The sequence below is a fragment of the Pseudomonas sp. GM49 genome (assembly GCF_000282355.1).
Lineage (GTDB): Bacteria > Pseudomonadota > Gammaproteobacteria > Pseudomonadales > Pseudomonadaceae > Aquipseudomonas.
In genome coordinates this window covers 26811-51354 of the sequence record NZ_AKJL01000286.1, presented here as the reverse complement: position 1 = coordinate 51354, position 24544 = coordinate 26811, and the positions used below count along the sequence as shown (strand labels likewise).

Genomic DNA, 24544 nt, shown 5'->3' with positions numbered 1-24544 from the left:
AGAAGCTCAACCTACAAGGCCGCGTCGATTTTCTTGGCTGCGTCGTCGCTCACCCACGCGTGCCAGACTTCAGGATGTTCCTTCAAGAAGATCTTCGCCAGTTTTGGCGACTCGATCCGCTCTTTGGTCATGCGTCCCAGGTTCTGGTTCAGCAGGTCGATTGGCACGTTGACCTTTTCCAGCACGGCCACCAGCTCCGGGGCTTCGTCGTGGAAGGTCTTGGACAGGCCGACCTTGATGGTCACAGTCTTGTTCACGCCTGGTTTCTCTTCGAGTTTCACCACGTCGACCTGGCCCATCAGCGGGGTTGGCGACCAGTAGTAGAACAGGATCGGCTCGCCACGCTTGTAGCTCGACAGCACCGCGGCATCCAGCGCCGGGCCGGTGCCTGGGCGGAAGTTGGTGTAGGTGCTTTCCAGACCGTAGCTCTTGAGCATTTCGCTGTTATCGAGCTCACAGGTCCAGCCGGCCGGGCAGTTGTAGAAACGGCCCTTGGATGGCTCTTCGGCGTCCTTGAAGATCGCCGAGTACTTGCCCAGATCGGCAATGTTTTTCAGGTCCGGAGCCTTGGCTTCCAGCTTGCGCTTGGCGTCGCCTTCGATCACGTAGCGCGGCACGTACCAACCTTCGATCGCACCAACCACCGGCGCGCCGACACCGACGACCTTGCCGGCCTTCTCAGCCTTGTTCCAGACTTCGCTGCGGCCGACCCACTCTTCGGCAAACACTTGAATATCGTTGCTGCTCAGGGCGTTTTCCATGGTGATGGAGTTGCCCGGCAGGCTGTCGGTCTTGCAGTCGTAGCCTTTCTCCAACACGACTTGCATCACGTCGGTCAGCAACATGGCGCTTTCCCAGTTCAGGCCGGCAAATTTCACCGGCTTGCCCGACTCGCACCAACCCGCCGCCTGAGTGGCGCCAGCGCTGGCCAGCAGGCCCATGGAAAGCAATGTGGTCAGCAGGGTCTTGTTCGATTTCATTGTTGTGACGCTCCTAATCATTAATTGGCTTACGGCAGTCAAGAGGCATCCAGCCCTGGCAACGTCCAATCAGGCCTGCGCCGCAGCGCGACCGGCCCCGCTTTTTTTAGGTTGTACAACGCTGTCCTGCTCGACCGGCAGAATCAGTTGATCGGGCACTGCGCCGTGCCATTTTTTCGCGCACACGTAATACAGGGCTGCGGGAAGCACCAGACCGATGATCCAGGAAATATCCACATCACCCAAAGCTGCCACCAACGGACCGGTGTAGAACTTGGTGGAGATGAACGGCAGCTGCACCAGCACACCGAAGACATAGACGCTGATACCGAGGGGGTTCCAACGGCCGTAGCGACCGTTCGGATCGGCCAGTGCCGGCACGTCATAGCGCTCGCGAGTGATGCAGTAGTAGTCCACCAGGTTGATCGCGCTCCATGGCGTAAAGAACGCCAGCAAGAACAGGATGAAGGACTTGAACGCACCGAGGAACGAGTGCTGACCGAGCAATGCCATCAGGGTCGCAGCACCGACGATGACCAGCACGAAGACCAGACGCTGCAAGCGCGTGACTTTCAGGTCACCACGGAAACCGCTGATGATGGTCGCGATGCACATGAAGCTGCCGTAGGAGTTCAGCGTGGAAATGGTGACCTTGCCGAACGCGATGCTGAAGTACAGCAGTGCAGCGGTGGCACCGGTCCCGCCCAGACCCACGATGTACGCCACTTCGTGGCCGGCGAATTGCCCGTTGGCCGAAGCGGCAGCGAACACGCCGAGGACCATCGCCACCTGTGCACCAATGACCGAACCTGCGCCTGCGGCAAAAAAAGTTTTCACCGAGGAAATCTTGCTCGGCAGGTAGCGAGAATAGTCAGCCACATAGGGGCCGAAGGCAATCTGCCAGGACGCCGCGAGCGACACCGCGAGCAAGAAACTGCTCCAGCTGAAGTGGCGGATTTGCAATAGAGCGCCAACGTCGACCTGGCTCATCAGACGGCTGAACAGATAAACAAAGGCAATCACGCCAATGACGCTGGCAACACGGCCGATCCAATGGATCACCCGATAACCGAGCACCGTGACCAGCACGATGACACTGGCGAAAAGGAGGATACCGACGGTGTCGCTGACGCCAAACAACTGGCCCAGCGCCTGGCCGGAAAGTACGGTTCCCGTTGCGGTGAACCCGAGGTACATCAAACACACCAGCACGATCGGGATGGCCGCGCCATACACGCCGAACTGGACCCGACTGGAAATCATCTGCGGCAGGCCAAGCTTGGGCCCTTGCGCGGCATGCAGCGCCATCACGCCACCACCGAGCAATTGCCCGATCAGCAGGCCAATCAACGACCAGAACACATCACCGCCCAGCACCACGGCCAGGGCCCCGGTGACAATCGCGGTGATTTGCAGGTTGGCACCCATCCACAGGGTGAACTGGCTAAACAGACGACCGTGTCTTTCCGCTTCCGGGATGTAGTCGATCGAGCGCTTCTCGATCAACGGTTTGTTGCCTGCACGTTCGTCAGTGACAGCCATGGTTCAACCTCTATGGATTGTTCTGATTATTCGTTGAGTTGATGTGTGGCTGCTCTTCTGTGGGAGCGAACTTGCTCGCGATAGCGGTTTGTCAGTCAACAAAGATGTTGAATGTGCCGGTCTCATCGCGAGCAAGCTCGCTCCCACATAAAGCAGTACAGCGTTATTTGCCGGTAATCATCGGCAGGTTCAGCCCTTGTTCCTTGGCGCAGTCGATCGCGATCTGGTAACCGGCATCGGCGTGACGCATAACGCCGGTGGCCGGGTCGTTGTGCAGCACGCGAGCGATACGCTCGGCCGCTTCGTCAGTACCGTCGCAGACGATCACCATGCCCGAGTGCTGGGAGAAGCCCATGCCGACGCCGCCGCCGTGGTGCAGGGAAACCCAGGTCGCACCGCTCGCGGTGTTGAGCAGGGCATTGAGCAGTGGCCAGTCGGACACGGCGTCGGAACCGTCCTGCATCGATTCGGTTTCGCGGTTCGGGCTCGATACCGAACCGGAGTCCAGGTGGTCGCGACCGATCACGATTGGCGCGGACAACTCGCCGCTGCGGACCATTTCGTTGAACGCCAGACCCAGCTTGGCGCGCAGGCCCAGGCCAACCCAGCAGATACGTGCCGGCAGACCCTGGAAGCTGATGCGCTCGCGCGCCATGTCCAGCCAGTTGTGCAGGTGGGCGTCGTCCGGGATCAGCTCTTTGACCTTGGCGTCGGTCTTGTAGATGTCTTCAGCGTTGCCCGACAGTGCAGCCCAACGGAACGGGCCGATGCCACGGCAGAACAGTGGACGGATGTAAGCCGGTACGAAACCTGGGAAGTCGAATGCGTTTTCCACGCCTTCTTCCTGGGCCATCTGACGGATGTTGTTGCCGTAGTCGAAGGTCGGAATGCCCATCTTCTGGAAGTCGAGCATTGCTTTGACGTGCACGGCCATCGATTGCTTGGCGGCCTTGATCACAGCGGCCGGTTCGGTCTTGGCGCGAGCGCGGTACTCGTCCCAGGTCCAGCCGGCAGGCAGGTAGCCATTGAGCGGGTCGTGGGCGCTGGTCTGGTCGGTGACCATGTCCGGGCGCACGCCGCGCTTGACCAGTTCTGGAAGGATTTCAGCCGCGTTGCCGAGCAGCGCGATGGAAATCGCCTTACCTTCTTTGGTGTATTTGGCGATACGGACCAGAGCGTCGTCGAGGTCGGTGGCTTGCTCATCGACATAGCGGCTTTTCAGACGGAAATCGATGCTGACCTGCTGGCATTCGATGTTCAGCGAGCAAGCGCCGGCCAGGGTTGCAGCCAGAGGCTGGGCACCGCCCATGCCGCCCAGGCCAGCGGTCAGTACCCACTTGCCTTTCAGGTCATCGTTGTAGTGTTGGCGACCGGCTTCGACGAAGGTTTCGTAGGTACCCTGGACGATGCCCTGGCTGCCGATGTAGATCCAGCTGCCGGCGGTCATCTGGCCGTACATGGCCAGGCCTTTGGCGTCCAGTTCGTTGAAGTGTTCCCAGCTCGCCCAGTGTGGAACCAGGTTGGAGTTGGCGATCAGTACGCGCGGGGCGTTGCTGTGGGTCTTGAACACGCCGACCGGCTTGCCGGATTGCACCAGCAGGGTCTCGTCGTCGTTCAGGTTGGTCAGGCTTTCGACGATTTTGTCGTAGCATTCCCAGTTACGGGCAGCGCGACCGATACCACCGTAAACCACCAGTTCCTTAGGGTTCTCGGCGACTTCCGGGTCGAGGTTGTTCATCAACATGCGCAGCGGTGCTTCAGTCAGCCAGCTCTTGGCGGTCAGCTTGTTACCGCGGGCAGCGCGGATTTCGACGTCGCGAAACTTGGTACGTTTATTCTCGGTCACGAAAAGAACTCCTCAGCAATCAATCCAAACCAACCCAGGCAGTGGGCGAGCAAGCCAATGGGCATCAGTGCACACCGGCGAATCAGTGGACGATGGTTGAGTCCTCGCGACTCATACGCATACGTCTTTACTTGTACATACAAGCATATGCAATCAAGCGGCCAACTTACTGAATGAGCATTCAAGAAAAGTTCTGAAACGGCTGGAGAGCGCCTGGAACAAGGGTTCTGGCGAAAATGAAATTTTTCCGGGGGATTTTTTGTAGCGATGGGACTTTGTTACTTGAGCGCGGTTTTGCGCCACACTGGGGCGTTCGGTAACACCTGATGCCCAATTGAGAGCATTCCAGAAACACCCTACAACATCATGAGAAACATCCGACTCCACCTCCATCAATCCTCGCCGACTTCACGAGCAAGCCCCCTGACGTCACTTCTGCGAGGAACCCGTAATGAAACAGTGGAAAGTCCAAACCCACCTGCTCCTGCTTGCCGGCATTCTCCTGAGCAGCATGATCGGCATCGGCGCACTCGGCCTGTACTGCATGCGCACTACGGTGCAGGGACTGGAGACGGTTTACCTGGACCGGGTCATCCCGCAACAGGACCTGAATAAAATCTCCGAGCTGTATTCAGTCCGGATCGTCGACGCTATCCACAAGGCCCGCGACGGCATCCACAGTGGCGTCGAGGCGGCGCAACAGATACGGCGAGCCCTGCTAGAAGTCGACCCGCTCTGGCGCGCCTATCTGTCGACCCACCTGATCGATGAAGAGATGCAACTGATCAGTGAAATCGAACCGCTGATGCAGGCCACCGACGCACCGCTCCAGCGTTTGCAGGCGGACTTGAACCAAAGCGAAGTTTCCAGTCAGAGCCTGGAGCATTTCGCCGTCCACCAGCTGTACCCCTTGATCGACCCGCTGACCTCACTGTTTTCGCAACTGACCGATGTCCAGCTTAAAGAAGCACGCCGACATTTCGAGCATAGCCAGGCACTCTATGTGGTCAATATGAGGCTGATGGCCGTGGTCCTGGCTCTCGCACTGTTGTTTGGCAGTCTTTATGCCCTGCTGTTCGGCGCCAGACTGGCGCGATACCTGGGCGCCGAGCCTCACGAGCTGGCCAGTATCAGCACACGGATTGCCCAGGGCCGGCTCGGCGAGCCGGTGATCGGTAACGCGACGCCAACGGGCGTCATGCAATCGGTCGAGGCCATGCGACGCAGCCTGGCCAGCATGATCGGCAAGGTGCGCGAGGCATCGCAGCATATCGAGTCCTCGACCCTGAACCTGAGCATCTCGTCTGAACAAGGCCTGAAACAGGCTGCCGAGCAAAATGGCGCAGCCTCTTCAATTGCCGCCGCTGCGCAACAGATGTCAGCCAACATTACGCACATCGCCGAGAACGCCGCGCAGGCGCACGACACCACACAAAAGGCCGAACAGATCACCGCTTGCGGCATTGCCACCATGGAGCGCTCTATCATCGAGATGCAGCAGATCGCCCAACTGGTGACCCAGACGTCGGGTGAAATCGACCAATTGACCCTGCACTCCAACGCCATCGGGAAAATTGTCGGCATGATCCACAGCATTGCCGAACAGACCAATCTGCTCGCACTCAATGCCACCATCGAGGCAGCGCGGGCCGGCGAACAAGGGCGCGGGTTTGCCGTGGTGGCTGACGAAGTGCGGGAGCTGGCAACCCGCACGACCCGCTCTACCGCCGAGATTGTGGTGCTGGTGAGTACAATTCAAAGCGGCATGAGAAAGGCCAACAGCAGCATGAACACTGGCCGCGAGCGCGTACTTCAGGGCCAGCATCTGATCGACAGCGCCGGCACGTCGATGAATGACGTCAAGGTCGCGCTCAACGCGTCACTCAATGCAGTCAGCCAGATCTCCAATGCCTTGCAGGAACAGCGTGAAGCCAGCGAAGACGTGGCACGCAATGTGGAAAACGTGGCGCAGCGGGTCGAGGAAAATGTCGCGATGCAACAGGAGGTGGTGAAAACCATCCAGGCACTAAAACAGATGTCGAGTGAGCTGGAGGCGACCGTTCGAGGTTTTACCCTCGAACGGGAATGACCGGGATCAGTCGCGCGACGTCAGTTCGATCACGCAGCACAGCCCCTTGATGGCGACGTCCAGTAATCCGGCATCAGCCTCCAATTGCAGGCAATCATGAAGGCCCAATTGCTGGGCGTTGTTATCGACCGACACCTCAACCTGCTCACTCATGCTGAACACCAGCACCGTGCCCGCCGAGCTGAAGAACCGCTGCTCACCACTCAACCACTGCAACCGTGCACCGTAACGCTGTGGCGCATAAATCAGGTTGAAATCGCGAATCGGACCGCCGAGCAATGTGCAGGAAACCTTGCTCTCACCGCTGAAGGCAAACGGGTCCAGCGGTAACAGTGACCGAGTGTCCTGACCATCCACCGTCAGGGTCATGCCGTCGCCCTGCAAAACGGTGATCACTCGCTCGTAACCGGCGAAGGTGGAAAAACCACCCGATTCGCCAATGTCGGCAATCGACAGGCGCCAGCCGAAACCATCCAGGCCGGTGCCGGCATCGCGGGTGATTTCTTCGGTGCTGCCGCCGCCGTTTTTCCACGGCATGCGCGGGTAGTCTTTGGCGCGTAAAACCTTTAACTGATTCATTTATGGCTCTCTATTTATGGAACCGACCTTCCAGACGATGACGGGAACCGGGGTGGATCAAGCGAGCAGCTGTCACTGGCTGACGACCGGACCAGGTGCGGCGACGGATCAGCAGGCACGGCTCGCCTTTTTCAATCTGCAGCAATTTGCATTCGGACGGCTCGGCCAGGATCGCCTCGACCACGTGCTCGCCTTCGGTCAGCGGCGCGACCTGGTTCAGATAGGCGTAGGGCGTTTGCAGGGTGAAGTCCTGCTTGAGGTAATCCGGTGCCACCAGCGCGTTGACGAAACGGTCTTCGATTTGCACCGGGATATCGTTTTCGAAATGCACGATCAGCGAGTGGAACACCTTCTGCCCTTCGCGCATGTCCAGGGCCAGGGCGCGCTCGGAGCCGGCGGCCTCTTCCTCAAGGGTGATGACCTTGCAGGTGTGGCGATGACCGCGAGAGGCGATTTCATCGGCGATGTTGTGCACTTCGAACAACGCAGACTGGCTTTTCGGCTCGGCGACGAACGTGCCGACGCCTTGCATGCGCACCAGCAGACCGTCGGCAGTCATCTCGCGCAGGGCACGGTTGATGGTCATGCGGCTGAAGCCCAACTGGTTGACCAGTTCGCTTTCCGACGGAACGCGATAGTGCGGCGGCCAGTTTCCACTGTCGATTTGCTGGGTGATCATTTGTTTGACGCGGGCGTACAAGGGCGCCGGACTGTCGCCCATGTTCGCGGCCAACGGAGAGACTGGAGGCGGAGTCGGCACGGTTAATCCTTGGTCGTTTAGTGAATATCGCTAGCTTGCCGGAGTTTACCGGGCAGGCAAACGTCTGTATATGTATATACAAATAACACACGATGAGGTGCTGAACCATGTCCGCCTTCTTTGCCGAACGCGCGCTGCTGCCTAGTGGATGGGCCAACAATGTACGTCTTGAGGTCAGCGCCGACGGCGTATTGACCCATGTCCAGGCCAATTCCCATGCAGATGGCGCCGAGCGGTTGAGCGGTCCGCTGCTGCCGGGCATGCCGAATCTGCACTCCCACGCTTTCCAGAGGGCCATGGCCGGGCTGGCGGAAGTGGCGGGTAACCCGAACGACAGTTTCTGGACCTGGCGCGACCTGATGTATCGCCTCGTCGGAAAAATCAGCCCGGAACAACTCGGCGTCATCGCCCGTCAGCTATACATCGAAATGCTCAAGGCCGGTTACACCTCGGTCGCGGAATTTCACTACGTGCATCACGACATCAATGGTCAGCCTTACGCAGATCCGGCCGAACTGGCCCTGCGCATCAGCCAGGCCGCCAGTTCAGCGGGTATTGGTTTGACACTGCTGCCGGTGCTCTACAGCCACTCCGGTTTCGGTGGCCAAGCGCCGAACGACGGTCAGCGCCGCTTCATCAACAGCACCGAAAACTACCTCAAGCTGCAGTCGCGCCTGCAACCGCTCCTGGCGCAACAACCGGCGCAAGCCCTGGGCCTGTGTTTCCACTCGTTGCGTGCGGTCACGCCGCAGCAGATCAGTGAAGTGCTGGCAGCCAGCGACAAGCAGTGCCCGGTGCACATCCACATCGCCGAGCAGCAGAAAGAAGTCGACGACTGCCTGACCTGGAGCGGTCGTCGCCCGCTGCAATGGCTGTACGAAAACATCGATGTCGACCAACGCTGGTGCCTGGTCCACGCGACTCATGCCAACCCGGAGGAAGTCACGTCGATGGCCAAGAGTCGCGCCATCGCCGGTCTGTGCCTGACCACCGAAGCCAACCTGGGCGACGGGATTTTCCCGGCGGTGGATTTTCTCGCCCAGGGTGGCCGCATGGGCATCGGTTCCGATAGCCATGTGTCGTTGAGCGTGGTGGAAGAATTGCGTTGGCTGGAATACGGCCAGCGTCTGCGCGACCAGCGGCGTAATCGTTTGTATGGCGCGGATCAGCCAATGGTCGGCCGCACCTTGTTTGATGCCGCGCTGGATGGCGGTGCTCAGGCGCTGGGCCAGCCGATTGGTGCACTGGAAGTCGGCAAGCGCGCCGACTGGCTGGTGCTCGACGGCAACGATCCGTATCTGGCAACGGCCAGTGGCGACGGAATTCTCAATCGCTGGTTGTTTGCCGGTGGCGATCGCCAGGTGCGGGATGTGTTGGTCAATGGCCAGTGGGTGGTGCGTGACGGTCGGCATGCTGGCGAAGAAGAAAGCAATCGGGCCTTTACCCAGGTACTGCGTGACCTTCTAGGCTGACACCAAAACAATACTGTAGGAGCGAGCTTGCTCGCGATGGAGTGTCAGTCGACACCAATGCGCCTGATACACCATCGCGAGCAAGCTCGCTCCTACAAGGATTTGTGAAGTTAGTCCGAGGTCTCGGCCATCTGCTGCTCCGACGCTCGCCAGATCAGCCGCGTAGTGTCGTAACCCTGCTGACGCGCCTTGCTCAGCAGCTCCTCACGCACCACACCGTTCACGGTTGGCGTGCGCGACAACAGCCACAAATATTTCCGGCTCGGGTCACCGACAATGGCGGTCTTGTAGTCATCGCTGACGTACAGCACCCAGTATTCGCCCTTCGCCGTACCCGGGATCAGCCTGGAGAACCAGGTATCGAACTCGAGCCACAGTTTGTCGGCCTTGCCGGGCACCTGTGGATAAGCCGTACCCTTGACCTCTTCCCATTGCCACTGCGCCGTCAGGCAGCGGTTCAGCACCGCCACGTTACCGTCAGGCTTGAGCGTGTAATGAGCTTCGGATTGCGCGCAGTCACGCTGGAAGTACATCGGCATACGAGCCAGCTCGTACCAGGTGCCCTGGTAGCGCTTGAGGTTGACGCTTTTGACAGTCTTGGGGGCCAATGGGTCCTGGCCAGGCGTGGCACAGCCGGCCAATACCAGGCCGGCAAAAAGGATGATCAATAACCGCTTCATTATTTTTCTCCCGAGGGCAGTTGCCCCGGTTTACTTCAGGCCTTGGCCGGAAAACATCAGCACTTTGTCACCGGCGAACTGCACGCTGATAAAGCTGTTCTTGTCGCCCCAGGTGCAACTGGACATGCCGAGCGCGCCTGAACAATCGGCAGGTTTGCCCAACAGGGTCTCCACGTCGACCTTGGCCATACCGGCCGAGAGCTTCGAGTAGTTTTCCTGATTGACCTTGCTGCAGGCAGCGAGCAATACGCAGAACGAAAGCAGGGCGATGGAACGCAGCGACATGGTGAAACTCCGGGGGGCGTAGGGGATTGGCATGGCTGCCAAGCTGAAGCTTAGAAGAGAAAACCCCTGTCAGGTTCCCTGCCAGGCAGGCTATTTATCGGGCCACTCGTCTACCTTTTGCCGAAAATCTGCCATTTACCTTGTTCATCGAGCATTTCGTCGTTTTTCAGAAAATCAGCCTAATCTTTGGCGCCGTTCAGTCGACATAAATGCAACGCAAAGCTACGTCGGTGGCATTTGCTTCCCCCTTTTGTAGACCTGACCCTCTGCGGTAGCTCATCCATGACCAGAAACATGAAGTTCAGCCACAAGATATTGCTGGCTGCCGCCCTCGTGGTGGCTGTCGCATTTGCTTGTTTCATCCTGTTCAACGACTATCGCCAGCGCGAAACCTTGCGCAACAGTACCGAAGCCTCGATGCAGGAACTCGGCAGCCTGACCACCAGCAACATCCAGACCTGGCTGGAAAGCCGCATGCAATTGCTGCAATCGATGGCCCAACAGGTCAGCGCCGATGGCAATGCTCCCGCCAGCCTGAAACGGATCATCGACCTGCCCGCCTACACCGGCAACTTCCAGCTGAGTTACTTCGGTGGTGCCGACGGTGTGATGTTCTCGGTCCCGGCGGGCAACCGTGCGGCAGACTACGACCCACGTGCCCGTGGCTGGTACAAGGCGGCCAATAACGCGCAAAAGACCATCGTCACCGAACCGTATATCGCCGCCTCTTCCGGCAAACTGGTGATCACCGTGGCTACCCCGGTGCAGCACCAGGGCCAGATGATTGGCGTGGCCGGGGCCGACATCGACTTGTCCAGCGTCAGCGCGATCATCAACTCGCTGAACTTCGGCGGTCACGGTCATGCGTTCATCGTCGGTGCCGACGGCAAGATCCTGATTCACCCGGACAGCAAGCTGGTGCTCAAGAGTCTGGCCGAGGCCTATCCGGGCGACACGCCGAAAGTCAGCCCAGGCATGAAGGAAGTCGAGATCGACGGCAAGCGTCAGTTCATCTCCTTCACCCACGTCAACGGCGTGCCATCGGCGGACTGGTACGTGGCGCTGGTGCTTGACCAGGAAACGGCGTTCTCGATGCTCAGCGAATTCCGCACCTCGGCGATCATCGCCATGGTGATTGCCGTGGTGATCATCATCGCCCTGCTGGGCATGCTGATCAGCCTGCTGATGCAGCCGCTGCTGACCATGGGTCGCGCCATGCACGACATCGCCGAAGGCGAAGGTGACCTGACCAAACGCCTGACCATCCACGGCCACGACGAATTTGGCGCATTGGGGCTGTCGTTCAACCGCTTCGTCGAGCGCATTCATACCTCGATCATCGAAGTATCCTCGGCCACCGGCCAGGTCAACGAGGTGGCGTTGCGTGTAGTCGCCGCGTCAAACTCGTCGATGTTCAACTCCGACCAGCAAGCCTCGCGCACCAGCAGCGTGGCTGCGGCGATCAACCAGCTCGGTGCCGCCGCCCAGGAAATCGCGCAAAACGCCGCCCTCGCCTCACAACACTCCAGCGATGCCCGCAGCCTGGCCGAAGACGGCCAACAGGTGGTGGATAAAACCATCGCGGCGATGCAGCAGCTGTCGGCCAAGATCAGCGATTCGTGCGGCAACATCGAAACCCTCAACAGCAATACGGTCAACATCGGGCAGATCCTGGAAGTGATCACCAGCATCTCCCAGCAAACCAACCTGCTGGCCCTGAACGCAGCCATTGAAGCGGCCCGCGCTGGCGAGGCCGGCCGTGGTTTTGCCGTGGTGGCCGATGAGGTGCGCAACCTTGCTCACCGCACCCAGGACTCGGCGCAGCAAGTGCAGACAATGATCGAAGAGTTGCAAGTCGGCGCCCGGGCAGCGGTGGGCATCATGACCGACAGCCAGCGCCAGAGCGAAAGCAGCGTCGGCATCGCCAATCAGGCAGGCGAACGCCTGGGCAGCGTGACCCAGCGCATCGGCGAGATCGATGGCATGAACCAGTCGGTCGCCACCGCAACTGAAGAACAGACGGCTGTGGTGGAGTCGATCAACGTCGACATCACCGAGATCAACACGCTGAACCAGGAAGGTGTGGAGAACCTGCAGGCGACCTTGCGTGCGTGTGCCGATCTTGAGCAGCAGGCGGCGCGGTTGAAGCAGTTGGTGGGTAGCTTCAGGATCTGAGGCGCGCTCACCGGCCCCTTCGCGGGCAAGCCCGCTCCCACAGGGATCTAGGGCGGGCACAAATTTTGTGTCCGACCAAATCAACTGTGGGAGCGGGCTTGCCCGCGAAGGCGGCATCAGCCGCGATGAAATTTAGAACCGTGAACCCGGTTTCGACAGAAACGCCAACTCCTCAGCCGTAGACTCCCTTCCCAACACCGCATTGCGATGCGGAAACCGCCCAAACTGCGCAATCACTTTCTGATGCCGCTCGGCATAGTCCAGGTAATCGCTGAACAGTGCCCGATCGCTCTCCGGCTGCTGCGCCACCAATTCGAGGTAGCGCGAGACGCCTTCATTCTGCACCGCAAGGTTTTCGCTGTGCTCGAACACCAAGTAGATGAACACCCGCTGAATCGGCTGCAACTGCCGGTCGAAATCCGCGGCAATGCCTTGGGCCACCAGCTTTTGCGCCCGGAGATCGCCTGCAAAGGCTTTGGGAGTATCGCGAAAGATCATTCGCGGGATTTGATCGAGCAACAGCACCAGGGCCAGCCAACCTTCGGGACGTTGCATCCACTCGGTCAATCCGCCGGCCAGTGCCTGCTCGGCCCAGTCCCCGAAACGCTCGCGCGCTTCGAGGTCCTGGCTGTCGCGCTTGCCGAACCATAACTTGCCCTTCTGCGCCGCCACTTCGCTCGCTGACTCGGAACTCCCGAACCACCAATCAAGCAACGGCTTCCAGGGCGCGGTCATGGTTTATTCCTTGTGGTAAGCCGTTACACGTGCAACTTCTTCTTTCGAACCCAGGAACACAGCCACACGCTGGTGCAGGCCGTTCGGCTGGATGTCGAGGATGCGCTGGTGGCCGTCGGTGGACGCACCGCCCGCTTGTTCCACGAGGAACGACATCGGGTTGGCTTCGTACATCAGGCGCAGTTTGCCTGGCTTGGAAGGCTCGCGGCTGTCGCGTGGGTACATGAACAGACCGCCACGGGTCAGGATGCGGTGCACGTCGGCCACCATCGCGGCGACCCAGCGCATGTTGTAGTTCTTTTTCAGCGGGCCTTCTTCGCCTGCCAGCAATTCGCCGACGTAGCGTTGTACCGGAGCTTCCCAGTGACGCTGGTTGGACGCGTTGATGGCGAATTCCTGGGTGCTTTCAGGAATGGTGATGTTTTCGTGAGTCAGGACGAAGCTGCCCATTTCACGGTCCAGGGTGAAGCCTTTCACGCCGTCGCCCAGGGTCAGGATCAGCATGGTCTGTGGACCGTAGATGGCGTAACCGGCGGCCACTTGCTGGGTGCCTGGCTGCAGGAAGGCCTTTTCGTTCAAGGGCTCGTTCTGGCTCAGGTACTCGTTCGGGCAACGCAGTACCGAGAAGATAGTGCCTACCGGCGCGTTGATATCGATGTTCGACGAACCGTCCAGCGGGTCGAATACCAGCAGGTACGCGCCTTTCGGGTATTTGCCCGGGATCTGGTAGGCGTTGTCCATTTCTTCGGACGCCATGCCGGCCAGGTGACCGCCCCATTCGTTGGCTTCGAGCAGGATTTCGTTGGAGATCACGTCGAGCTTCTTCTGCACTTCGCCCTGGACGTTTTCAGTGCCCATGCTGCCCAGAACGCCTCCCAGGGCGCCTTTGGACACGGCGTGGCTGATCTCCTTGCAGGCACGCGCCACCACTTCGATCAGGAAGCGCAGATCGGCAGGAGTGTTGTTGCTGCGGGTCTGCTCAATCAAATAGCGACTCAAGGTAACGCGGGACATGGAAGGCTCCGGTGGAATGGGGGGGCTAAAAACCCGCGCAGTTTAACGCGAGTCGGGGCGCATTTCCTCCTATCAGACGTGATCGGTCAAAGAGAGTTCATGTGCGGGGATGAGCGTAGTTGGAAATGGGCTGGATGTGAGCTGGAAAGTAGCGGTCATATAAGCATTTTTATTGACTGATATACCGCTATCGCGAGCAAGCTCGCTCCCACAGGGACAGCGCAATACCTGTGGGAGCGAGCTTGCTCGCGATTGGGTGCGCAGCACCCACAATCAAGGTTTGGCAGTAGACTTGCGCAGCAAACTGAACGCCATCGCCACCAGGAACACCACGCAGAGCAACAACACCGCCCACAACCCGAATTTCTTCCAGTGAGTGTCGATCGGCGCAGACGCGGTGACCGTCGACGGCTTCCTAGCCTCCACCCCGACATCCACCATGGCCCTGCCCAGGGTCGCCAGCTTCTCCGGGCTATAATCCGGAATTAGCGTCGACAGCGGCAGGTTCGCCGCCTTCGCCGTCGTATTTCCCACGACCAGGGTGTAAGGCCCTGGCCCACGCGCCAGGAACACCAGTTGCGTGGCGCGCACGGCAAACTTCAGCGTCGGCACATCAACACCCAGGCCACCGCCGCGTTCGTCCACGGTCAGTTTCAATTGCTGCACGATTTGCCCTGACAACGGCAATTCGTTTTGCACCACGTCCTGACCGTTCTGGGTCAGGCGATAGAGCAAACCGCTGACCACTGGCTGCCACGGCAGGCTGCTGTCGCGACGACCGGTCAGGCTGACCGGCGCCAGGCTGTTGGGCTGGCTCAACTCGACCTGCACTCGCTCGACATTCAACCCCATCGGCAACTGCCAGGTGTATTCACCCGCCTTCACGCTACTGCCGGCCAACGCCTGGGACCAGACCAACGGCAGCGGCAGGCTGCGGGTGCTGGCGCTTTGCAGTTGCGCCGAAGTCAGTGTCGGTGCCGAATGCGGTGTGATCCACAGCAACCGCAAGTAACGCGCCGACTGGCCCGGCAAGCTGATTGCACGCTGTTCGACCCGCTCGTCGGAAAAGATCAGGCGCGCCACCTGCCCTTCGCCCCAGGACCGCCAATGCTGCAAATCGTCGCTGGCTTCGAGGGTGAAACGCTGGAAGCCATCGCGTTCGCTGGTCCAGTCGAGAATCAATTGCTGCAACGGCGCCTTGATCGCGGACGCGTCGAGCAACCAGCCGCGCAACTCCTCCTCACCCGCCTCCAGCGGACTGGAGGGCTGCACCTCGACCAACGTGCCGTTGGCGCTCGATTGCACCCGCACGCTCGGCGCGGTTTCAGTGGCGTCCACCGAGTTGTACAACGGAAACCATTTCACCTCGGTCAAGGTGCGCGTTTCACTGCTCTGCGCCGACTGCCGAGCCAGGGCATAAGCCTGAACATCGCCCACGGCGTTGAACACACGCACATCGCTCAAATCGGCCTGCCGTGCATTCAGTTGTACGTTCAGGGGCAGTTCAAGGCGATACCAAGGGCCTTCGCCCGTTACCGACAAGGGCACTTGGGTGGTGAAATCCGCCGGTTTTTCCTGGGCAGCCGCCGACAACACCACTCCCATGGCAACAGCGCCCAGCCAACCCAGGTTCAGCTTCTGACTCAAGACGACACTCCTTCTGATTCCGGGACCGGTTTCTCGATATCCGGCACAGCTTCGTCACGCTTGGGCGGCAGCGGGGCGAAATAGCCCACCACCAGCAGCAACACGCCGACACCGATAAACGACACGATCCGCGCCAGCCCGCCGCGATTACTCAATTCGACAAAGAACAGCTTGGCCACGACCACACCGATCAAGGCGGCGCCGATCAACCAGACTTCGCGGCGGCGACGCAAATGACCACCGATCATCAGGCTCAGGGCCATCAGGGTCCAGACGATGGACAGGCCGGCTTGTACCCGCATCGACTCCAGCAACAGATCCAGCTCGAACGGCACCCCGCTCCAATGGTGCGCCGTACGCATTACCAATGCCGTAAAGAACACGAACAGCGAGGCACCAGCGACCCCTTGCGTGGCGATGGCAGCGTAATCCTTGCGGACCGCCAGCTGTGTCAGCGCGCTGCGGGACCAGACATAGACGCCGAACAACGCAAACAACAGGCCCAGCTCCAGCGGGTTGATCAATGGCACGTAAGGCAGCGGCTCGGCGTTGCCGTCACTGGCGACATTCGCCAGCCAGAACCAACCGAGCATCAACAACGCCAGCGGCGCGGCGGTGTATACACGGTATTCGCGCGGATACGCCGACAACGGCCAAGGCCACGCGCGAGGTGCCGCCATCAGCACCAGGTACAGACTTGGCAGAATCGCCCAACCCAACCAGCGCCAGGCGTTGTATTGCTCGGACAACACCAGCAAGCCGTAACGCAACTCCAGAGCCAGCACACCCATCAACAGCCAGCAGCCGAGCACATGGGCGACACCCGGCACGCGCGCCGGCAGCATTGGCGCCAGGCGTCGCAGGGAGATGAAATGCACCACGAACACGGCGGCCCACGCCAGCCAGCCGAAGTTGGCGGCCGGGTGATATCGCGGGTGCCAGGCCGCCAGCAGTACCAGCGCCGCAGCGGGAATCAACGCCGTGCAGAGCACTCCCAGTGACGGCCAACTCAGGCGCAGCGCCAACACCGTCCACAGCGCAACACTCACGGCAGTGATGCTCAACAACAAAGTCGCCTGCATCGGCAGCGGCGCAAAATGCAGCACTTCGATGACCCAGGCCAACGCCCACCAGCCTGCGCCCCACACCAGCAAAGCCTGGGACAACCGCAACAGACTCAGCCCTTCGAACGCTCCGAGCGAATGCCCCATCTGCAAACGCCAAGCCCCGACCATCGCGGCCAGCCCCAACATCAGCGGCGCCCAGAACCCGCCATGGGCCATGGGTTGCAGGCCGTCACTGAACTGCGGTCCTGTCACCAGGAACAGCGCGCCACCCAACCATTGCACAGCAAGCGCGGTGAACACGAACGTGCGCGATGGCAGGCGCAAGCCAACAAACAACGTCAGCGCCCCGGCCAAGGCCCAACTGATCACCGTGCCGTGGCTGAAGAAAAACAGCGGTGCCAGCAAATAGAGAAACGCCAGCCCGAGACAAGCCAACACCGGCAGGCCTTTCAGCTCCCAGGGTCTGATCTGTTCCGGCAAGGCTTTGCGCAACTGGTAGAAACTGAACAGCAACGCGACGCCCAGTAACAGCGCGCCTAACGGCACGCCACCGAGCAGGCTGCTCTCGCTGTTGTGCAACTCGCCGAGAAACGCCAGCGCCGACCCCACTTGCAGGAGCAAGGCAAACGCCCGGGCCAGAGGCCTTTGCTGGCGCAGACCGAGCCAGAAGATCCCCGCGCCCTCCACCGCCCACGCCGCCGTCGTCCAGCGTGCATCGAGCCCCAGCGGAATCGCCAGGCTGGCGAAGATCACCCCCAAGGCCAGGCAGGTTTCCCCCAGCAACAGCGTGCGCCCGGCCATCAACCAACGGGCGAGCCCCATGTAAATCATGCCCAGCGCCAAGGCACTGAACGCCGCAGCGAATTCCAGATGCTGCACCAATGCGAACTGCAAGCCGAAACCCACCAGAGGCGGGCCGAACAGTAGCGTGCCGTCGACGTAATCACCCTTGCGCGCCGACCACTGCAGCAGCGCTTCGCGACTGCTCTCTGCCGGTGCGTCGCTCATCTGCATCAGCTTGCGCCGGGCGTACAGCAGACCAATGGCCAGGTACATCAGGAAAAACACAATCAGGAACGGCTCGGTGCTCCACAGCAACTCCGGCAAGTAGGAGCGCAGGCCCCAGGCGAAACCGATGCCGAAGGTGCCGGTGAACCCGATGACATTCAGCAGGCGCCAGGCCTTGAACCAGGCAATGGCGAGGATGCCGGCGTTGAGCAAGGTGAAATAGCTGAACAGCGCGACGTGGCTGCCGGCGCCGGTGGAGGCCAGGATGGGCGCGGCGAAGCCACCCAGTGCGGCAACGGCGGCCAGCCCCAGGGAGTCCTGGGTAATGGCGAGAATCGCCGAGCAGACTGTCACCGCCACCAGCAGGCCAAACGCCGCCGAGGGGTCGAGTAGCGGATGCAGGCGCATTGCGGCAAACACCGTCAAGTACAACACGGCGATCCCGGTGCCTTGCAGGATCAACGCGTAACTGCTGTTGCGCGTTCGCAACCACCAACCCAGCCCGAGCAACCCCAAGGCTGCTGCCGCAACGCCTGCGTAGCGCAACTCAAGCGGCACCACCACGCCTTCGGTGGCATAGCGGAGCAAAAAGGCCAGGCCGAGGAACAGCAGCACCACGCCGACCCGCAACACGGTATTACCGCCAAACAACCAGGCACGGGCGCGACTGATGGCACGGTCGATAAGATTCGGGCCACGCGGAGGGACAGGTGATTGTGCCTGGCGAGCGATTGTTTCTGGCTTCCAGGCATCGGCGGGCTGCGGACGAGCGGTTTCGGAGGCCGCGACGGCTATCGGCTCGAGTTCGGGTGGCAGTTCCCAGATCAATTCCGGGGCTGCGGCGGGTGGTTCATCAAGAAGGGTTTCAGGCGATACGAGCGGTTCACGGGTTTCCGGCGCCTTGACGCCCGATGCTTCGAGCAGCGCCAGCCGTTGCTCGACCGCTTGCAGCGCAACCTGTGCCTGATCCAGCAGTCGCTGCTGCTCCACCGCTCGAGAGTCCATACGAGCCATGCGAAGGGTCTGGCCGATACCCAAGCCGAGTAGTGCGCCCAGCAGTGCATCACTGAATGACTCGTCGAGTATCCAGCCGAGCACCAGCCCGACGAGCATAAAAATCCATTGCATGGTCGATATCCCTGAGCAGCCCCGTCATGAGGCAAGTCCAAGCGGTACAGCGTCTGATCAGTCTAGTGTGAAAACACCACAAATCCTGTGGGAGCGAGCTTGCTCGCGATAGCGCACTGACACTCAGCATCAATACTGAATGTTATGGCCTCATCGCGAGCAAGCTCGCTCCCACAAGGGATGGTGGTGTGTTCAGAATCTGATGAACTCTGCCGCTCGGCAATCCGGCGCCCAGTATATCGATCCGGCCCGGCAACAACCGGGCCTTGCTCGCAGTTCTGGCCGAAAACTACTCCAGTGCCTTCCAGATTTCCGTGGCGTACTCGCGAATGGTCCGGTCCGACGAGAACCATCCCATCCGCGCCGTGTTCAACACCGCTGAACGCCACCATTCTTTCGAATCGTGCCAATGGGCTTCGACGCGCATCTGCGCGTTCCAGTAGGAATCGAAGTCGGCGCAGACCAGGAAGCGGTCGTAGTCCACCAGCGAATCGATCAACCCGGTGTAACGGGACGGATCATCCGGCGAGAACACCCCGCCACGAATCGCTTGCAGCACATCGTTCAGGCGATGGGACGCGGCGATGTCCGGTACGGCACTGAACTCATGGTTCTGCTTGCGCGCCTCCACCTGCTGCGCGCTGAGGCCGAAGATGAACATGTGCGCGGCGCCGATGCGCTCGCACATTTCCACGTTGGCCCCGTCCAGGGTGCCGATGGTCAGCGCGCCGTTCAGGCCGAATTTCATGTTGCTGGTGCCCGACGCTTCGAAACCGGCGGTGGAGATCTGCTCGGACAAATCCGCCGCCGGAATGATGCTCTCCGCCAGGCTGACGTTGTAATTGGGCAGGAACACCACTTTGAGCAAGCCACGCACGGTCGGGTCGTTGTTCACCACCCGGGCGATATCGTTGGTCAGCTTGATGATCAGTTTGGCCTGGTGATAACTCGCGGCCGCCTTGCCGGCGAAAATTTTCACTCGTGGCACCCAGTCGATTTCAGGTTCCGCGCGGATCGCCTGGTATAACGCAACGGTGTGCATCAGGTTGAGCAACTGGCGTTTGTATTCGTGGATTCGCTTGACCTGCACGTCAAACATCGCCGCCGGATTGACCGCGACGCCCAGCCGCTCATGGATCAGGTACGCCAGGGCTTTCTTGCTGTGCAGGCGTTGCTCGGCAAACGCCTTGCGAAACGCGCTTTTCTCGGCGAACGGTTCGAGGGCAAGCAGCCGCTCTTCCGGGTTGTCCAGCACCTCAGGGCCCAGGGCATCGACCAGCATCGAGGTCAGCTCGGGGTTGGCCTGGTACAACCAGCGGCGGAAGGTAATGCCGTTGGTCTTGTTGTTGATCCGCTCCGGGTAGAGCTTGTGCAGTTCGGAGAACACAGTTTGGCGCATCAGTTGCGTGTGCAGTCCGGACACACCGTTGATGCTGTGGGAACCGAGAAACGCCAGGTTGCCCATGCGCACCCGACGACCGTTGTCCTCCTCGATGAGCGACACCGCGCGCAACACGTCGAAGTCGTGAATGCCTTTGGCCCGCAGGGAGTCGATGTGCTGGGCGTTGATCAGGTAAATGATCTGCATATGCCGCGGCAGCATGCGTTCCATCAAGCCTACCGGCCAGGTTTCCAGCGCTTCGGGGAGCAAGGTGTGGTTGGTGTAGGACAGCGTATCGACGGTGACCTGCCACGCCGCATCCCACGCCACGTCATACACGTCGACCAGTTGTCGCATCAGTTCAGCCACGGCAATCGAGGGATGAGTGTCGTTGAGCTGGATCGAAGCGTGATCGCTCAGGGTCAGCACCGAGGTGTGCATGTTGCGATGGCGACGCAGCAGATCCTGCAATGAAGCGGCGACGAAGAAATACTCCTGGCGCAGGCGCAATTCCTGGCCGGCCTCGGTGCTGTCCGCCGGGTACAGCACCCGGGAGATACTTTCGGCCCGGGCTACCTCGGCCACGGCGCCCAGGTGGTCGCCGGCGTTGAAACGCTCCAGATGCAGATCTTCCATGGCCCGGGCGCGCCACAGGCGCAGCGTGTTGACGCTCGCCCCGCGCCAGCCGACCACCGGCGTGTCGTAGGCAATCGCCCGTACCGTTTCCGCCGGGTGCCAGACTTGCCTGGACTTGCCGCTTTCATCGGTCACGGTTTCGACGCTGCCGCCAAAACCGATCGGATAAACCACTTCAGGCCGCTCGAATTCCCAGGGGTTACCGAAATCCAGCCAGTGTTCGGTCTGCTCCTGTTGCCAGCCATCGACAATCGCCTGGCGGAACAACCCATGCTCATAGCGGATGCCGTAGCCATGACCCGCGATGCCGAGGGTCGACATGCTTTCCAGGAAACACGCCGCCAGACGCCCGAGGCCGCCGTTGCCCAGGGCTGCATCGGGCTCCAGCAAGCGGATGCGCTCAAGGTCGACACCGAGTTCGGTCAAGGCCTCGCGAGCCACGTCGAGCAGGCCGAGGTTGCTCAGACTGTCAAAGAGCAGCCGACCGATGAGAAATTCCAGGGAGAGGTAGTAAACGCGCTTCTGACCTTTACGGTAGATCTGCCGCGTGTGGTCCATCCAGTGCTCGACCATGTGGTCCCGCGCGGCCAGGGCAATGGCTTCGAACCAGTCGTGGTCGAAGGCGTGATCCGGGTCTTTACCCACTGCATAGGTGAGTTTGGTCAAGACGGCGTCGCGGAATGCGGCCACCTCAGCTTCGCGAACAAGTGGTTCTTGAGTCATCGATAGGACCTCGAGCGAGCTTGGAGTTGTCTGAGCCTAGACGGTCTGACAGGCGGTAGAGGCTCTGGTTCGGCAGTTTTTCCTTTGAATACGAGCTGGATCGACATTGCGTTGTCTTGTGCCTGAATCAATGCAGGGCCCGTGCCTATTTTCCGGTTGTTTGCGCCGTCTGCGAAAAAATCTGGCGAAAGGTTGTTCAAAAATCCACCAGTCCCGGTATGATCGCGCGCCCTGATGCACACGCTGGTAACAACCGATGATGAAGCCGAACCTGATCGCCGCCGCAGAGATCGACCGCCTCGATACCTGGGCCAAGTACTCTGCCCCGATGTGCGGCTCATGCATGTCCAGCTGCTGCACCCTGCCCGTCGAGGTCAAGATCAAGGATCTGATCCGCATCGGCATCGTCGACGAGTTCGAGCGCGGTGATCCGCCGAAGAACATCGCCAAGCGCCTGCAAAAGGAAGGGATCGTCGAGCGTTACAACCAGAAGTCGGAGATCTTCACCCTCCAGCGCATGAGCAACAACGATTGCCTGTACCTGGATCGTAAGAGCCGTCTGTGCACTATTTATGAAAAGCGCCCGGATACTTGCCGCAACCACCCGAAAATCGGCCCGCGGCCGGGGTATTGCGCGTACAAGCCGAAGGAAGTGGAGCGCGAGCGGAATTCGCGGAGTATCGAGCGGTTCTGATTTTTTCTGAAACTAGTGGCGGCTGATCGGCCGCCTTCGCGGGCAAGCCCGCTCCCACAGGGGTTCTGTGGTGTTCACACAATTTGTGGTTCACCTCGAACACTGTGGGAGCGGGCTTGCCCGCGAAGGGGCCGGCACAAACACCACACAAATCCCAGACAAACAAAAACGCCCCCGGCCTTTCGACCGGGGGCGTTTTTGTTCAGCCAGGACTACATCTTATGCCTTGGCTTTCTTGGCAGCGCGGGTACGCTCGCTTTCGTCCAGGATCTTCTTGCGAAGACGGATGGACTTAGGAGTTACTTCACACAGCTCGTCGTCCTGGATGAATTCCAGAGCCTGTTCCAGGGTGAAGCGAACAGGTGGAACCAGGGCGATGGTTTCGTCTTTACCCGAAGCACGCATGTTGTCGAGCTTCTTGCCCTTGGTAGGGTTAACGCCCAGGTCGTTGTCACGGCTGTTCAGACCAACGATCTGACCGTTGTAGATTTCCTGACCGTGTTCAACGAACAGCTTGCCACGTGCCTGCAGGGTTTCCAGGGAGTAGGTCAGAGCCTTACCGGTTTCCACCGAAACCAGAACGCCGTTCTGACGGCCGGACATGTCGCCGGACTTCATCACGTCGTAACGGTCGAAGATCGAGGTCAGGATGCCAGCACCGTTGGTCAGGGTCAGGAACTGGTTACGGAAACCGATCAGACCACGAGCAGGGATGTTGTATTCCAGACGTACACGGCCCTTGCCATCCGGCACCATGTTGGTCAGGTCGCCCTTACGCAGGCCCATCTCTTCCATCACCTTGCCCTGGGATTCTTCCGGCAGGTCGATGGTGACGTTTTCGAACGGTTCGTGCTTCACGCCGTCAACCAGACGGATGATCACTTCCGGACGGCCTACAGCCATTTCGAAGCCTTCGCGACGCATGGTTTCGATCAGTACCGAGAGGTGCAGTTCGCCGCGGCCGGAAACCTTGAACTTGTCAGCCGAGTCGCCTTCTTCAACGCGCAGTGCAACGTTGTACAGCAGCTCTTTGTCCAGACGTTCCTTGATGTTACGGGAAGTCACGAACTTGCCTTCTTTACCGCAGAATGGCGAGTCGTTTACCTGGAAGGTCATGGAAACGGTTGGCTCGTCGACGGTCAACGGCTTCATCGCTTCAACGGTGTCCGGGTGGCACAGGGTGTCGGAGATGAACAGCGAGTCCATACCGCTGATGCAGACGATGTCGCCTGCTGCAGCTTCTTCAACGTCTACACGGTGCAGACCGTGGTGACCCATCAGCTTCAGGATACGACCGTTACGCTTCTTGCCGTCGGCGCCGATAGCGACAACCGGGGTGTTCGGCTTGACGCGACCACGAGCGATACGGCCAACGCCGATAACACCCAGGAAGCTGTTGTAGTCCAGTGCGGAGATCTGCATCTGGAACGGACCTTCACGGTCAACAGCCGGCGCCGGTACGTTGTCGACGATCGACTGGTACAGCGGGGTCATGTCTTCAGCCATTTCGGTGTGGTCCAGACCGGCAATACCGTTCAGGGCCGAGGCGTAGACGACTTTGAAGTCCAGCTGTTCTTCGGTGGCACCCAGGTTGTCGAACAGGTCGAAGATCTGGTCCAGAACCCAGTCCGGACGCGCGCCTGGACGGTCAACCTTGTTGATGCACACGATCGGACGCAGGCCGGCTTCGAAAGCCTTCTTGGTCACGAAACGGGTTTGCGGCATAGGGCCGTCTTGAGCGTCAACCAGCAGCAGAACGGAGTCGACCATCGACATTACGCGCTCAACTTCACCGCCGAAGTCGGCGTGGCCCGGGGTGTCCACGATGTTGATGTGGTAGCCGTTCCAGTTGATGGCGGTGTTTTTCGCCAGAATGGTAATACCGCGCTCTTTTTCCTGGTCGTTGGAGTCCATCACGCGCTCGTCGTTGAGCTCGTTGCGCTCCAGGGTGCCGGATTGACGCAGGAGTTTGTCTACCAGGGTGGTTTTACCATGGTCAACGTGGGCAATGATGGCGATGTTGCGTAGATTTTCGATCACTTGTGTATCTCGATCAGAGGATTCGGTGTGCTGACAAGTCTTGGCAGCGATTAACAGTAGCGT

Annotated in this window: 17 protein-coding genes and 1 pseudogene; 5 read left to right on the top strand and 13 right to left on the bottom strand. The window is 60.1% G+C overall.

The features are described from left to right. Positions 1-11 precede the first annotated feature (11 nt). The 3 genes from PMI29_RS04055 to hutU all read right to left on the bottom strand — a co-directional run bounded on the left by PMI29_RS04055 (position 12) and on the right by hutU (position 4368). Positions 12-980, bottom strand: coding sequence for an ABC transporter substrate-binding protein (locus PMI29_RS04055; RefSeq protein WP_008002955.1), 969 nt, complete (start codon positions 978-980; stop codon positions 12-14). A 69-nt stretch (positions 981-1049) separates the two neighbouring features. Next, entirely contained in the window at positions 1050-2522 is a 1473-nt protein-coding gene (locus PMI29_RS04060) for a purine-cytosine permease family protein (RefSeq protein ID WP_008002954.1), read from the bottom strand. A gap of 163 nt (positions 2523-2685) precedes the next feature. After that, the gene (gene hutU, locus PMI29_RS04065) at positions 2686-4368 is read right to left on the bottom strand and encodes a urocanate hydratase (RefSeq protein ID WP_008002953.1); all 1683 of its coding nucleotides are present in this window, start codon (positions 4366-4368) and stop codon (positions 2686-2688) included. Between the two features lie 451 nt (positions 4369-4819). Between hutU and PMI29_RS04070 the strand changes: the two genes are divergently transcribed. Then, positions 4820-6457: a methyl-accepting chemotaxis protein gene (locus tag PMI29_RS04070; protein WP_008002952.1), complete on the top strand. Its 1638-nt coding sequence runs from the start codon at positions 4820-4822 to the stop codon at positions 6455-6457. A gap of 6 nt (positions 6458-6463) precedes the next feature. Here the strand turns inward: PMI29_RS04070 and PMI29_RS04075 are convergent, their stop codons facing one another. Together PMI29_RS04075 and hutC are read right to left on the bottom strand one after the other, a co-directional pair. Continuing rightward, complete coding sequence (locus PMI29_RS04075; protein WP_008002951.1) at positions 6464-7036, bottom strand: HutD/Ves family protein; 573 nt, start codon at positions 7034-7036, stop codon at positions 6464-6466. A gap of 10 nt (positions 7037-7046) precedes the next feature. Further along, complete coding sequence (gene hutC / locus PMI29_RS04080) at positions 7047-7757, bottom strand: histidine utilization repressor (RefSeq protein ID WP_161793960.1); 711 nt, start codon at positions 7755-7757, stop codon at positions 7047-7049. A gap of 146 nt (positions 7758-7903) precedes the next feature. Between hutC and PMI29_RS04085 the strand changes: the two genes are divergently transcribed. After that, entirely contained in the window at positions 7904-9268 is a 1365-nt protein-coding gene (locus PMI29_RS04085; RefSeq protein WP_008002950.1) for a formimidoylglutamate deiminase, read from the top strand. 110 nt (positions 9269-9378) lie between these two features. On the opposite strand, the gene PMI29_RS04090 is transcribed toward PMI29_RS04085, so the two are convergent. Both PMI29_RS04090 and PMI29_RS04095 read right to left on the bottom strand, forming a co-directional pair. Next, positions 9379-9948 (bottom strand): lipocalin family protein, encoded by a 570-nt coding sequence (locus PMI29_RS04090; RefSeq protein ID WP_008002949.1) that lies wholly within the window; start codon positions 9946-9948, stop codon positions 9379-9381. 30 nt (positions 9949-9978) lie between these two features. Beyond that, positions 9979-10233 carry a hypothetical protein gene (locus tag PMI29_RS04095; RefSeq protein ID WP_008002948.1) on the bottom strand — a complete coding sequence of 85 codons (255 nt, stop codon included), beginning with the start codon at positions 10231-10233 and terminating at the stop codon, positions 9979-9981. Positions 10234-10515: 282 nt separating this feature from the next. On the opposite strand from PMI29_RS04095, the pseudogene PMI29_RS33185 reads away from it, so the two are divergent. Together PMI29_RS33185 and PMI29_RS33180 are read left to right on the top strand one after the other, a co-directional pair. Then, positions 10516-11550: pseudogene (locus tag PMI29_RS33185) on the top strand (HAMP domain-containing protein); the annotation flags it as partial. 93 nt (positions 11551-11643) lie between these two features. Further along, positions 11644-12408, top strand: a complete 765-nt coding sequence (locus PMI29_RS33180; RefSeq protein WP_412071740.1) for a methyl-accepting chemotaxis protein — start codon at positions 11644-11646, stop codon at positions 12406-12408. Positions 12409-12540: 132 nt separating this feature from the next. On the opposite strand, the gene PMI29_RS04105 is transcribed toward PMI29_RS33180, so the two are convergent. The 5 genes from PMI29_RS04105 to PMI29_RS04125 form a co-directional block, all read right to left on the bottom strand. Next, the gene (locus PMI29_RS04105; RefSeq protein ID WP_008002945.1) at positions 12541-13143 is read right to left on the bottom strand and encodes a DUF924 family protein; all 603 of its coding nucleotides are present in this window, start codon (positions 13141-13143) and stop codon (positions 12541-12543) included. 3 nt (positions 13144-13146) lie between these two features. After that, positions 13147-14157, bottom strand: a complete 1011-nt coding sequence (locus PMI29_RS04110; protein WP_008002944.1) for a class 1 fructose-bisphosphatase — start codon at positions 14155-14157, stop codon at positions 13147-13149. A gap of 273 nt (positions 14158-14430) precedes the next feature. Further along, the gene (locus tag PMI29_RS04115) at positions 14431-15804 is read right to left on the bottom strand and encodes a DUF3999 domain-containing protein (RefSeq protein ID WP_008002941.1); all 1374 of its coding nucleotides are present in this window, start codon (positions 15802-15804) and stop codon (positions 14431-14433) included. Next, on the bottom strand, positions 15801-19007 hold the full coding sequence (locus tag PMI29_RS04120; RefSeq protein WP_008002938.1) for a DUF2339 domain-containing protein: 3207 nt from the start codon (positions 19005-19007) through the stop codon (positions 15801-15803). The genes PMI29_RS04115 and PMI29_RS04120 overlap by 4 nt, the downstream gene beginning before the upstream one ends. Before the next feature lie 289 nt (positions 19008-19296). Beyond that, positions 19297-21747, bottom strand: a complete 2451-nt coding sequence (locus tag PMI29_RS04125) for a glycogen/starch/alpha-glucan phosphorylase (RefSeq protein WP_008002936.1) — start codon at positions 21745-21747, stop codon at positions 19297-19299. Positions 21748-22003: 256 nt separating this feature from the next. On the opposite strand from PMI29_RS04125, the gene PMI29_RS04130 reads away from it, so the two are divergent. Further along, positions 22004-22441, top strand: coding sequence for a YkgJ family cysteine cluster protein (locus PMI29_RS04130; RefSeq protein ID WP_007989226.1), 438 nt, complete (start codon positions 22004-22006; stop codon positions 22439-22441). A gap of 219 nt (positions 22442-22660) precedes the next feature. On the opposite strand, the gene typA is transcribed toward PMI29_RS04130, so the two are convergent. Beyond that, entirely contained in the window at positions 22661-24481 is a 1821-nt protein-coding gene (gene typA, locus PMI29_RS04135; RefSeq protein ID WP_007989225.1) for a translational GTPase TypA, read from the bottom strand. Positions 24482-24544: the final 63 nt, after the last annotated feature.